Origin of the sequence: Neobacillus citreus (genome assembly GCF_018343545.2) — a bacterium.
Taxonomy (GTDB): Bacteria; Bacillota; Bacilli; order Bacillales; family Cytobacillaceae; genus Neobacillus; species Neobacillus citreus.
Genome location: NZ_JAGYPE020000072.1, coordinates 14,214 through 27,429, shown reverse-complemented (window position 1 = coordinate 27,429; position 13,216 = coordinate 14,214). Strand labels below are relative to the sequence as shown.

The window sequence follows — 13,216 nt, the reverse complement described above, 5'->3', positions numbered from 1 at the left end:
AGAACATAAAAGGAGTAAATCGCCTTCTTCGAAAGTGATTGTTTTAATATCCATTTCGACTGTTTTTTCAGTCCCCAATGCCCTCAGCAATACATTTTTACGAGGATGATGCTCTGCATCTTCTTTGGAAATTTGCCCGGTCCTGACTAATTCATTAACAAGGGAATGGTCTTCGGTAATTTGCTTAAAACCAGATTCATTCAGAATATAACCGCGGCTGTCGCCTATATTTGCCATTGTCGCAAACAAACTCGTGGCGATAGCAGCGACAATCGTCGTCCCCATCCCGTCACATTCCGTATGGCTTAAGGCATGGTCAAAAAGAATTTCATTTACCTTTTTAATTTGCTCCTCGAGCCACGTTTCGGCCGTCTCGGCATCTATAATTCCTTTGGTTTTTTCCCATTCTTGTTTTAAATGCGATACGCTCATTTCACTTGCTACATCACCCGCACGGTGGCCGCCCATCCCATCTGCTACGATGGCAAGGCGGTCCCCGTCAAGGTTAATAAAAACTCCCCCGGCATCCTCATTGTGAAGACGCACTTTCCCTCGGTCTGTTTGAAATACTTCTTTCATACCTTTACATCGTCTCCTCTTTTCGCTCCTTTGCACGAAGCTGCCCGCATGCTGCATCAATATCATGGCCGTGCTCCCGGCGAATGGTTACATTTATACCACGCGTTTTTAGCGTCTTCTCAAAAGCAAAAATCTTTTCTCTAGGCGTGCGGACGTAATCCCTTTCCGGAACGTAGTTAACAGGTATCAGATTCACATGGCATTTTATCCCTTTTATCAGTTCTGCCAATTCCTCGGCATGCTCAACTGAATCGTTAACGCCGCCAAAGAGGCCATACTCAAAACTTATTCTTCTGCCTGTCTTATCGATATAATACCGCACTGCTTTCATTAAGTCATCAAGTTTAAAAGCTTTATTAATCGGCATTAACCTTGACCTTAATTCTGTATTAGGAGCATGCAGGGAAATGGCAAAATTAATTTGCATATTTTCATCAGCAAATTGATAGATTTTCGGGATAATACCGCTTGTTGAAACAGTGATATGACGCGCCCCGATATTTAACGCTTTTTCATGATTGATAATTTTTAGAAACGACAGCATATTATCGTAATTATCAAATGGCTCGCCAATACCCATAATGACAACGGAACTGACGCGTTCATCTGATTCATCAAGAGCTTGCTGGACCTTGACAACCTGCGCAACGATTTCACCAGCTTCTAAATGTCTTTTTAAGCCGCCAAGAGTGGAAGCACAAAAGGTACAGCCGATCCTGCAGCCAACCTGAGTCGTTACACAAACTGAGTTTCCATAATCGTGACGCATTAAAACTGTCTCAATGGAATATCCATCATGAAGTTCAAAGAGAAATTTGATAGTTCCATCCGAGGATGTTTGCTGAATAACCGTATTTAAGGTAGTAATCTGAAACGCGGCGGCCAGTTTCTCTCTTAATTCTTTGGATAAATTGCTCATATCCTCAAAAGAAATGACCCGTTTTTTATAAAGCCAGTCAAAAATTTGCTCGGCTCTGAATGGTTTTTCGCCATTCTCTTTCAGCCAATCTTTTAAATCTTGAAGCTCAAGTGAGTAAATCGATTTTTTTTTGTCCAATGCTGTATTCTTCTCTGCTGTATTTAGTTGTTCCAATCGTTACACCTTCCTTTTTAAAGCGGCTATATAAAAGCCGTCTGACCCAAAATCTTGTGGGAATATTTGTAAATCAAATCCGGTAATGAGCGGTTGAATCGCTTCTGGCATCCTGTTTTTGAATGTTAAATCTCCCTCAAACTCCGGATTGTTATCTAAAAATGTCTTTACTGTATATTCATTTTCCACTTTATCTACTGTACAGGTACTATATACAAGGGTGCCGCCTTTTTTCAGTAAAGGAGCAACCGATGTTAATAGACTTTGTTGAATACTGCTTAAACGCTCTAAATCCTTTTCGGTCTTGGTATACTTCATATCAGGCTTTCTTCTCATCACCCCAAGCCCTGAGCATGGTGCATCAAGCAGAATGTGATGAAATGATTCCTGCTTGAACTTTTCCTGCAGCAATCTTGAATCAGAGACATTTGTCTTTATATTTGATAACCCTAATCGGCGGGCATTTTCATTGATTAATCTTACTTTGTGCTGGTGAAGGTCAACGGAAATCACTTCGCCAGTATTTTGCATCTTTTCAGCAATATGCGTGCTTTTACCTCCAGGGGCTGCACAAGCATCAAGGACAAATTCATTTTTTTCAGCGCCTAATGCATAGGCTACAAGCATCGAACTTTCATCTTGGATTGTGAACATTCCATATTTAAAGGCAATGCTAGTAGCCAGATTTCCCTTTAACGACCTAATCGCCTCTGGAATAATCGGGCTTTTTTCAATTTCAAACCCCTCTTCTTCGAGCACCTGGGCACATTCATCTCGAGACATCTTGGTGAGATTGACTCTGGCAATTTGCATCGGTGCCGTCAGATTGATCTCACACATTTCTTTTGTTTTATCATATCCAAATTGGCTGACCCAGCGGCCCACAAGCCATAATGGGTGACTCGTTTCCAGTGATAATCTTTCAATTGGGTCAGAAACTTCATTTAAAGATGGAAGTCCTTCTCTTTGAATGCTTCTAAGCACGCCATTAACCAAGCCTGCAATTCCTTTATGCCCGCGTTTTTTGGCAATTTCTACTGCTTCATATATAGCAGCACGATCAGGAATTCGATCAAGATAAACCATTTGATAAACCGTGAGTCTAAGTAAATGAATAATCCAATCCGCCAATTTTTTATGGTCTTTTATAAAGGGCTTGAGAAAGAAATCTAAGGCCATTCTTCTTTGTAACGTTCCATAGGTTAATTCCGTTAATAAGCCGATATCCTTTTGAGAGATTTGATTATTATTGATTGCATGATTAAGTAGCAAATTGCTGTAGGATTGATTTTTTTCTATTGTAACAAGAAGGTCCATTGCCGCTTCCCGTACATTTGTTCTCGCTTTGGTTGTCATTTTACTCTCCTAATTTACTGCCTGTTGAAATTTTCGAACCCGCTCCCCGTAAAAATTGCTCACTGGCCATTTTTGTTTTACCAGATGGCTGCAGTTCGATAATTTTAATCGCAGTATCATCTCCGGTGCTGACCGTTAAGCCGTCCGGCTCAATGTTGATGATTGTCCCGGGTACGTTCTGCTTGGCATTTTTAATTTTCTCCGCTTGCCAAATTTTTAGCACCTGGCCATCTAACATCGTAAAAGCAACAGGCCAGGGATTTAAGCCGCGAATTTGATTATATATTTCAGCGCCTGTTTTGGCCCAATTGATTTTTTCCTGTTCTCGCTTAATATTGGGAGCAAAGGTCGCCTCGCTGTCATTCTGCGGTACTGGGTTTAATTTGCCCTCGAGAAGCCTAGGCAACGTTTCTGAAAGTAGTTTGGCACCTGCCGCACTAAGTTTTTCGTGAAGTGTACCAACGTTATCATCTTCGGCAATTGAAACTTCCACTTTTGATAGCATATCACCGGCATCTAATTTCTCGACCATATACATGATGGTAACGCCTGTTTTCTTTTTTCCCTGCATAATGGCATAGTGGATTGGCGCTCCGCCGCGTAATTCCGGAAGCAAGGAAGCATGGACATTGATACAGCCAAATTTCGGGGCATCCAGCAGCTCCTTTGGTAAAATTTGACCAAAGGCTGCCGTTACAATTAAGTCCGGCTTCAAAGCGAGGATTTTACTGAGCTCTTCTGAATGACGAATTTTTTCGGGCTGCAAGACTGGGATCCCCTGCTTTACCGCTTCTACCTTAACGGGGGGCGGCGTTAAAACCTTTTTTCTACCGACAGGTCTGTCCGGCTGGGTTACCACGCCAATTACCTCGTATCCATCTTCAATGATTTGTCGCAAAATAGGCACTGAAAAATCAGGTGTACCCATAAAAACAATTTTCGTCATTCAGCCTCTACTCCTTTTAACTCATCTTCCTCGAGATATCGCAATACCTTTGAAGTAAACAATATCCCGTCTAAATGGTCGATTTCATGCTGAATAGCCCGTGCCAGGAACCCTTCAGCCTCCACTACATATTTTCTGCCTTTTCGGTCCAAGGCCTCAATCTTCACGAAATTTGGTCTTGATACTTCCCCAAACAAATTGGGAAAGCTTAAACAGCCCTCGGGTCCTGTTTGTTCTCCGGCTGTTTCGAGAACACAAGGATTTATCATTTCGATCGTTCCTGATTCATCATCAATGTCGACGATCGCGACGCGGGCGTCTACACCAATTTGCGGAGCTGCAAGTCCCACCCCATCAAATTCAATCATGGTGTCATACATATCATCTAGCATTTTTGCCAGTTTTTTATCAAACTTTACTACCTCTTGGCATTTTGTTTCCAGTATCTCCGCAGGGTAGTTTACAATTTTACGTATTGCCAAAACGGTTCCTCCAATATTTTTCTACTAATTATTATTTCATTTTCACCCAGATTACATCAGGATAAACGGATTTACGTCAACGGACACAAGAAGCCCATTTTTCGCTTCATTTTGATGCTGATCAATGATTGTTTTCAATGTTTTTGTCAGGTTCGGTTCCCGCTTGTATTTTATCAGACATTGATAGCGATATCTATTATTAATCCTTGCGATTGGCGAGACTGAGGGGCCAAGAACAACCGCCTGATTAGAAACCTGTGATCTCAAGAAACGGGCAATTTTCTCTGTCGCGGACATGACTGTCATCAACTGCTCATGACTGACCGTAATAAGAGCAAGAAAATAAAAAGGCGGATAATGGTGCATTTTCCGGACAAACATTTCCCGCTGATAAAAAAGGTCATAGTTCTGTGTTCCGGCCAGCTCGATGCTGTAGTGTTCCGGAGTATAGGTTTGAATAATTACCTCTCCGGGCAGCTGATGACGCCCAGCCCGGCCGCTTACCTGTGTTAATAATTGAAAGGTTTTTTCTGATGACCGGAAGTCAGGCAAATGAAGCATCGTATCAGCGGAAAGCACACCCACAAGAGTAATATTAGGGAAATCCAGCCCTTTTGCAATCATTTGCGTTCCCAATAAAATATCCGCTTTGCCGTCCTGAAACTCCTTCAGCAATCTTTCATGTGAACCCTTACGGCCTGTTGTGTCCACATCCATCCGAATGACCCTGGCCTCGGGCAAAATTTTTCCAAGTTCGTCCTCAACCTTTTGCGTCCCTGTTCCAAAGTAGCGGATATATTCGCTTGAACACTCAGGGCATATCTTCGGAACCGGGCTTTCAAAACCGCAATAGTGACATTTCATTTGAACTCCGGCCCGATGGTAGGTAAGCGAGATGTCACAGTTAGGACAACTGACAACATAGCCGCAATCCCTGCACATGACAAACGAAGAATGTCCGCGTTTATTTAAAAATAAAACGGACTGCTGGTTTTTTTCGAGCCTGTCCTTAAGCATTTCAAAAAGTTTCGTGGAAAACATGGAACGGTTCCCGGCGCGTAGCTCTTCACGCATATCAATAATTTCCACGGACGGCAATGGTTGATTATTCATTCGTGTCGGCAGGGACAAAAGATGGTAAACCTTTTTTTGCGCTCTCGCAAACGATTCTAAAGACGGAGTGGCACTGCCTAACACAACCGGACAAGAATAGGTTTTCGCTCTTTCAATCGCCACATCTTTCGCATGATAGCGCGGCATTTCCTCCTGTTTATAACTTGTCTCATGCTCTTCATCGATAATGATAATGCCGATATTTTCAAACGGGGCAAAGATAGCGGATCTTGCACCAACCGCTACCTTAACCTGTTTCCGTTGGATTTTCCGCCATTCATCGTACTTTTCACCGGCCGATAAACCGCTGTGGAGCACCGCAACCTGGTCACCGAATCTTCCTTTAAACCGATTGACCATCTGCGGTGTAAGGGCAATCTCGGGAACGAGAACAATTGCTTCCTTGCCTTTTTCAATGACCTCCTGAATGGATTGCAGGTAAATTTCTGTTTTACCGCTGCCAGTAACCCCATAAAGCAGAAATACCTCATGTTGATTTCCTTCAATCGAATCAAGAATCGGTTTAATGGCTGTGGTTTGGGCCTCTGTTAAGGGCAACGGGCTGGTTCGTTCAAAGGTGCGGTTTTCATATGGGTCCCGGTAGACTTCTTTTTCCGCTTCCCAAAGCAGTTTCTTTTCAACAAGAGCTTTGACTGTAGACGAGGAGGCTTTAATTTTCTCGGTTAATTGCCGCAATTCAATTTCGCTGTCGTGTTCTATAAAATACGCCAGCACTTGCTTCTGCTTATCCGCGTTTCCAGGCAGCCTCTCCAGCTCTAGCTTCATGTCCTGCACACCTATAGCTGGGCCTATCACATGGACAAGTTTTTTCCTAACCTTTTCCTTGACTTCATAAATGACCTCAAGAAACCCTTCTGCCGAAGCACGCTGCAGATAGGGAACAAGGCCATTTTTTAATGCTATCTCCCAATTGAGCGTGCTGCTGTTAGCAAAGTATGGCTGGAGCGGCATTGGCAAATCCACGGCGGCCGCTCCAGGAGCAAGTTTTACCTTTTTTTCGTACTTAGCTTTTAAAGCCGCGGGAAGCATGACCTGAAAGGCAAAAATCTTAAAGCATAGGGTATGGTCTGTCAGCCAAGTTCCAAGCTTTAATAATTCCTGATTCAAAACCGGCACAAGGTCCATCGGTTCAATAATTTCCCTTAACTGTTTGAATTCGGACTCCCGCTTCACCTCAATAACAAACCCTTGAATATGACGCGGGCCAAACGGAACGACGACTCTCATTCCCGGTTGAATCGTCTCCTCCCATTGGGATGGAATAAGATAATCGAATGCTTTATCTGTTTGTTTAGCCGGCACATCTACAATGACACTGGCAATTTTCATTTTTTCTCCAAATCCTTAAGAAGTGCGGCAATTTCTTCAATAATTTTCCCGGCGACGTCCGCTTTAGACATCAAAGGCAAGTCAACAATTGAGCCGTCACGTTTGTATAGGGTGACGATGTTTGTATCTGTGCCAAATCCCGCTCCCTCGGACTTCACATTGTTTGCGACAATCATATCGGCATTTTTTGTTAACAATTTTTTTCGGGCATATTCATCGACATTATTTGTTTCCGCCGCAAAACCAATCAGCACCTGATTTTTCTTTCTTTGGCCAAGTTCAAACAATATATCCTTTGTCCGTTCAAGCTCTAACGCCGTTCCGCCAGGCTGTTTTTTCACCTTTTCATCGTAAGCAATTTTGGGACGGTAATCAGCAACAGCCGCTGTTTTTATCACAATATCCGCCTTATCAAAAACTTCTATACAAGCTTTATACATATCTTCCGCGCTCTCCACCTTGACTAGGTCAACACCAGAGGGAGCGGGTATTTGTACCGGACCGGAAATCAATACTACACGGGCCCCTTGCTTCCTAGCTTCTTCTGCGATGGAATAACCCATTTTTCCACTTGAATGATTGGATATAAAACGAACAGGGTCAATTTTTTCCCTTGTCGGTCCAGCCGTAATTACGACTGTTTTCCCTTTAAGCGGTTTAAATTCCTTTTTGGCAAAAAAACCTTGAATTAATTCAACAATTTTCTCAGGTTCTTCTAAGCGTCCTTTGCCAACATAGCCGCAGGCAAGATAGCCTTCGCTTGGTTCGATGAACCGATATCCGTAGTCCGCTAAAGTGTCAAGATTCTTTTTAACCGCTGGGTGGTCATACATATGAACGTTCATGGCTGGTGCAATCCAGACAGGTGCCGTTGTTGCAAGCAGCGTAGTCGTGACCATATTATCAGCAATCCCGCCCGCCAGTTTGGCGATCGTATTGGCTGTGGCTGGTGCCACGAGGACCAAATCGGCCCAGTCGGCTAAGTCGATATGGGCAATGACCTGCGGATTTTTTTCATCAAATGTATCTGTATAAACTTCATTGCGTGAAAGTGCTTGGAAGGTTAATGGGGTTACGAATTGGCTGGCTGATTCGGTAATTATAACCTTAACTTGGGCACCGGCTTGAACGAGTTTGCTTGTCAAGGCCGCTGCTTTGTAAACAGCAATTCCACCTGTTACACATAATAGTATTTTTTTATTGGTTAACATACTTTTTCCCCCGCTTTATGTAAACACTTTTTCCTCTATTATGATTGAATTTTACTTATTTTTCACCTTTTACTATTTGAATTCGACAAAATTCTATTAATGGGTCTGTTGATTTCCGCTCCAGGCGCTCGCTTTCCGCGGGCGGTACGGGGAGCCTCCTCGGCGCTTAAGCGCCTGTGGGGTCTCCCCTGCCCCGTACTCCCGCAGGAGTCGAGCGCCTTCCGCTCCAATCAACAGAAGGAAAAATGCATTATCATAAGTTTTACGAAAAATAAAAAGGCTGACTGTTATGTCAAGCCTTCATTAAATGGTTTTCTACATTTATTCAGCAGAGTTATCTGCTTTTTTGGCAACGCGGTAGGTTAGCTCGCCACTGTAAATTTCTTCAAGTGCTTTTCCAACATATTTGTAGGAAACGTATTTTGGCAGTCTCTCGTCTTTTACCTGCGACATGGCGCGGGCACGCTTAGCTGCCACGGATACCAAGGAATATTTTGAATCAATTTTTTCCAGCAATGAATCGATAGAAGGGTATAACATTCTAATCAACCTCCAGCAATTTTTTATAACGTTTTTCTACTCGTTCCCTGCGGCAATGCTCCGCAACTACAATCGCTTTAATGCGTTCGCAGGCGAGTTCCACTTGGTCATTCTCAACAACATAATCATATAATTCCATCATTTCAATTTCTTCACGGGCTGTCAGCATCCGATTATGAATAATATCTTCTGTTTCTGTTCCTCTTGTCACAATTCGGTTTTTTAATTCCGATAGACTTGGCGGCATTAGAAAAATAAATAAACCTTCAGGGAATTTTTCACGAACTTGGCGGGCACCCTTGACCTCTATCTCGAGGAAAACATCCTTGCCTTCATCTAGGGTTTGCCGGACGTAATCCACTGGCGTGCCATAATAGTTACCAACAAATTCAGCATATTCAAGCAGCTTGCCGTGCCTGATCATTTCCTCAAACTCTTCGCGGGTTCGGAAAAAATAATCCACTCCATCCACTTCTCCAGCACGAGGCTTTCGGGTTGTAACTGAAATAGAATATTCAAAGGCCGTATCAGGCTGTGAAAAAATCTCTTTTCGTACAGTTCCTTTACCAACCCCTGATGGACCGGAAAGTACAATTAACAATCCTTTTTCTGGCATATTACTAAAATCCTACCCTTCTTCAATAGTATCCTCACGGTCCGTTAAGCGGTGCGCTACTGTCTCAGGCTGAACGGCGGAAAGAATAACATGATCACTATCCATTACAATAACAGCACGAGTCCGTCTTCCGTATGTAGCATCGATTAATGACCCGCGGTCCCGGGCATCTTGGATAATTCTTTTTATAGGAGCTGATTCGGGACTTACGATAGAAATAATTCGATTTGCCGATACAATATTACCAAAACCAATATTAATTAATTTAATTGCCATGAAAATCATCCAATCATTAATAATATATTTTGACCGTGTCAATGCATTTCTAAACAAATCCTATTCGATATTTTGAACCTGCTCCTTTAGTTTCTCAAGCAAGCTTTTCATCTCAACTGCCTTCTTGGCAATTTTTGCATCATTTGCTTTTGACCCGATGGTATTGACCTCTCGATTCATCTCCTGAACAATAAAATCAAGTTTTCTTCCAATCGGTTCAGCTTCATTTAATGTTTGCACAAACTGCTCCAGATGGCTTGTCAATCTGGTAATCTCTTCATTTATATCGGCTTTTTCGGCAAAAACAGCCACTTCTGTCAAAAGCCTTGTCTCGTCCACCTGACCGCCGGTAAACTCTTGCATTCTCTTTAAGACTCGCTCCTTGTATAGCTGAACCACTTCAGGTGCATAATTTTGTAGCTCCTTTACATGGGTTTCCAACTGGGCAATAAGGGCAAGCAAGTCTTTCTTTAAAACCGCGCCTTCCGCGAGCCTCATTTGTTTCAACAGGATGACAGCTTCCTCAGTAGCGGATAGCACTAAATTTTCAAGCTCTTCATTACCGGCTTCATTTTCTTCAATATGTAATAGGTCTGCACGAAGGAGCAAATCCTGAAGGGTTACTTTTCCTTCAAATCCATATCTGCTCTTTGCCTGTTCGATAAACTGATAATATTCATCAATCAATTTCCAATCAACTTGAAGTTTTCGAGTAATTAGACCTGCACCTTCAATGTTGATATATACCTCCGACCGGCCACGGCGGATATACTGATTCAGCTTCTTCTTAATTTTATCTTCTATTTTTAATAGCTGTCTTGGCATTCGAATATTTATTTCAGTAAAGCGATGATTAACCGATTTCACTTCGGCATTCACGATAAAGAAATCCGATTCTGCCCGGCCTCTTCCAAAGCCTGTCATACTTACAACCATCTAGGCGCACATCCATTCTTTGAATTTATGCTATAAGCCAAAAAATCCAAAAGGTAATAGAATGGATTCTATTACCTTTTGGATTATAACACACTTTATTTCGTTTTTCTTAATAAAAATGAGCCTGCTAGTAAAAAAGTTGGGATGGAGGATAATCCGATAATCAACAGCCAATCCTTTGCAGCGATTGGAAGGGTGTGGAAGATCGGTTGCAGCGGCGGATAGTAGATTACTACCAACACCATTAGCAATGATGATATAACTGCCCATACAAGGTATTGGTTACCAAAAGGGTTTCTTGACAGGACAGATTTCTCACTGCGGCAATCGAAGACATGGATCAGCTGAGCCATAACAAGGGTGGCAAATGCAACAGTCTGAGCATATTGCAGCTGTGATGGGTCATTATGATAGACAATCATGAAGGCAAAAAGCGTCACCAGTCCGATTAAAAAGCCGCGGGAGACTACCTTCCAGCCAAGTCCACGTGAGAATACTCCTTCATTAGGACTTCTCGGCCCACGTTTCATAACGTTTTCCTCCGGGCGATCAAGTCCAAGTGCCATCGCCGGCAGTCCATCTGTCACCAGGTTCACCCAAAGAATCTGGATTGGCACGAGCGGCAAAGGAAGACCCAGAAGCATGGCAAACAACATTACCAAAATTTCACCGACGTTTGAAGCTAACAAGTAACGGACGAACTTGCGGATATTTTCATAAATATTTCTGCCTTCTTTAATGGCTGCTTTAATGGTTGCAAAATTATCGTCTAGTAAAACGAGTGCCGAAGCCTCTTTAGCTACATCCGTTCCGGTGATACCCATGGCTACCCCAATGTCTGCGGCTTTGATGGCAGGAGCATCATTGACGCCATCCCCTGTCATCGCTACAATATGACCTCTGTTCTGAAGGGCTTTAACAATTTTCAGTTTATGTTCTGGTGATACCCTGGCAAAAACCGAAACATCTTCCACCACATTTTCTAAATCCTCAACCGACATTTCAGATAATTGCTTACCGTCGAGCACCTTGCTTTTACTCGTTAAGATCCCCAGCTGAGCTGCAATTGCTTTAGCGGTGATGGCATGGTCGCCGGTAATCATGACAGTTTTTATGCCTGCCTCTTTACACTCTTTAACGGCTAATTTCACTTCAGGTCTTGGCGGGTCAATCATCCCTTGAACACCAATAAAGGTCAATTTGCTTTCAGCTTCTTTTTCGCTGAAAATGTACGTGTTCGCAGGAATAGGCTTAAAGGCAATCGCAATCGTCCTTAATGCCTGTGATGCCAGATTGTCAATCGCGGATTGAACCTTTTGGTTTGTTTCCTTGTTTAAATATTGGGTTCTCCCGTCCCATAGAATCGATTCACTGATGCCCAAAATAACATCCGGAGCCCCTTTTGTGATGATAAAATGCCTGCCCTGTTTATCTTTTACATGGATGCTCATCATTTTTCTTGCGGAATCGAAAGGAAATTCATTCATAATGGTAAATTCCTCAAGTAGCTTCGGACGATTAAAACCTGCCTTCATGGCACTTACCAAAAGTGCGCCTTCCGTTGGATCACCGTCAAGAATATAGTCCTCACCTTTAAGGTTTATCTCAGAATGGTTGCATAGCATCCCAAAAATCAGCATTTGCTGCAAGGCTTTTTCATCCTTAGGGTGAACCTTCTTTTCATTCCGGAAAAAATCACCCTTTGGCTGATAGCCGCCACCGTCAACTGTCCATGTTTGGCCGCCGCTCCAGAGATGGGTTACCGTCATTTTGTTTTGTGTCATGGTTCCCGTTTTATCGGAACAAATGACTGATGCACAGCCGAGGGTTTCAACTGCTCGCAGTTTGCGGACAATCGCCTTTTGCTTGATCATTTTTTGGACACCCAAGGATAAAGCTACCGTCACGATCGCCGGCAGACCCTCAGGTATTGCCGCTACTGCTAAGGAAACGCCTGCCAAAAACATTGTATAAATATCATGTCCCTGAATCACACCAACCGCTACTACTAGAAAGGTCAGAAGAAGTGCCACTGTAATTAGAATTTCCCCTAACTGTTCGAGCCTCCGCTGCAGTGGTGTTTCTTGGGATTCTGCCGTTTGCAAAAGTCCGGCAATCTGACCCATCGCTGTTTTCATACCGGTAGCTATGGCTACACCCACACCGTTGCCTCTTGTTACCATCGTTCCCATAAAGGCTGTATTTTCCATATCGCCAATGCCCGGATTTTCATTCGTCAGCTTTTCCGTAATTTTCGAAACGGGCACCGATTCACCGGTCAGCGCCGATTCCTCAATTTCCAAACTTTTCGATTCAATCAGACGAACATCCGCACCAATCCGGTCGCCGCTTGTAAATTTCATAATATCGCCCACGACGATTTCCTTTGACGGAATCTTAATCCACTTTCCATCTCTTAGCACTGAGACCTGCGGAGCAGATAACTCCTTTAATGCCTGAAGTGACTTTTCCGCTCTCCGTTCTTGGAAGAAGCCAAGAAATCCATTGATAATGACAATGGCAATGATCGCGATTGCATCGATATATTCACCAAGCAGCCCCGATATTAACGTTGCTGCAAGGAGCACCAACACCATGAAATCCTTAAATTGGCTAAAAAATAAGAGTAAAGCCGATTGCTTCTCCCCTTCTTCTAGCTCATTTAAACCATATTGCTTTACCCTTTTTTTCACTTCCTCTGCTGATAATCCAGATGAA

General features: G+C 43.1%; 12 protein-coding genes. All 12 read right to left on the bottom strand.

Annotation, left to right across the window (positions count from 1 at the left end; translation table 11 throughout):
- Positions 1–579 (bottom strand): Stp1/IreP family PP2C-type Ser/Thr phosphatase (locus KHB02_RS25785; protein WP_241114092.1); only part of this gene is annotated, 579 nt, incomplete at its 3' end.
- Positions 580–583: 4 nt separating this feature from the next.
- Positions 584–1,672 carry a dual-specificity RNA methyltransferase RlmN gene (gene rlmN, locus KHB02_RS25780; protein ID WP_213140802.1) on the bottom strand — a complete coding sequence of 363 codons (1,089 nt, stop codon included), beginning with the start codon at positions 1,670–1,672 and terminating at the stop codon, positions 584–586.
- Between the two features lie 3 nt (positions 1,673–1,675).
- Positions 1,676–3,028 (bottom strand): 16S rRNA (cytosine(967)-C(5))-methyltransferase RsmB, encoded by a 1,353-nt coding sequence (rsmB, locus tag KHB02_RS25775; RefSeq protein ID WP_213140803.1) that lies wholly within the window; start codon positions 3,026–3,028, stop codon positions 1,676–1,678.
- A 1-nt stretch (position 3,029) separates the two neighbouring features.
- Positions 3,030–3,974 (bottom strand): methionyl-tRNA formyltransferase, encoded by a 945-nt coding sequence (gene fmt, locus KHB02_RS25770; RefSeq protein ID WP_213140804.1) that lies wholly within the window; start codon positions 3,972–3,974, stop codon positions 3,030–3,032.
- Positions 3,971–4,456 carry a peptide deformylase gene (gene def, locus KHB02_RS25765; RefSeq protein WP_213140805.1) on the bottom strand — a complete coding sequence of 162 codons (486 nt, stop codon included), beginning with the start codon at positions 4,454–4,456 and terminating at the stop codon, positions 3,971–3,973. The genes fmt and def overlap by 4 nt, the downstream gene beginning before the upstream one ends.
- A 51-nt stretch (positions 4,457–4,507) precedes the next feature.
- Complete coding sequence (gene priA, locus KHB02_RS25760) at positions 4,508–6,919, bottom strand: primosomal protein N' (RefSeq protein WP_213140806.1); 2,412 nt, start codon at positions 6,917–6,919, stop codon at positions 4,508–4,510.
- On the bottom strand, positions 6,916–8,130 hold the full coding sequence (coaBC, locus tag KHB02_RS25755) for a bifunctional phosphopantothenoylcysteine decarboxylase/phosphopantothenate--cysteine ligase CoaBC (protein WP_213140807.1): 1,215 nt from the start codon (positions 8,128–8,130) through the stop codon (positions 6,916–6,918). Before coaBC ends, priA begins: the two co-directional genes overlap by 4 nt.
- 321 nt (positions 8,131–8,451) lie before the next feature.
- Positions 8,452–8,670, bottom strand: coding sequence for a DNA-directed RNA polymerase subunit omega (rpoZ, locus tag KHB02_RS25750; RefSeq protein ID WP_213140808.1), 219 nt, complete (start codon positions 8,668–8,670; stop codon positions 8,452–8,454).
- Between the two features lies 1 nt (position 8,671).
- A complete protein-coding gene (gene gmk, locus KHB02_RS25745) occupies positions 8,672–9,286 on the bottom strand; it encodes a guanylate kinase (RefSeq protein WP_213140809.1) in 615 nt (204 codons plus the stop codon).
- A 12-nt stretch (positions 9,287–9,298) separates the two neighbouring features.
- Positions 9,299–9,562 (bottom strand): extracellular matrix/biofilm regulator RemA, encoded by a 264-nt coding sequence (remA, locus tag KHB02_RS25740; protein ID WP_213116381.1) that lies wholly within the window; start codon positions 9,560–9,562, stop codon positions 9,299–9,301.
- Positions 9,563–9,622: 60 nt separating this feature from the next.
- Positions 9,623–10,498 (bottom strand): YicC/YloC family endoribonuclease, encoded by an 876-nt coding sequence (locus tag KHB02_RS25735; RefSeq protein WP_213140810.1) that lies wholly within the window; start codon positions 10,496–10,498, stop codon positions 9,623–9,625.
- 95 nt (positions 10,499–10,593) lie between these two features.
- The coding region (locus KHB02_RS25730; protein ID WP_241114091.1) for a calcium-translocating P-type ATPase, SERCA-type at positions 10,594–13,216 on the bottom strand (2,623 nt) is incomplete at its 5' end.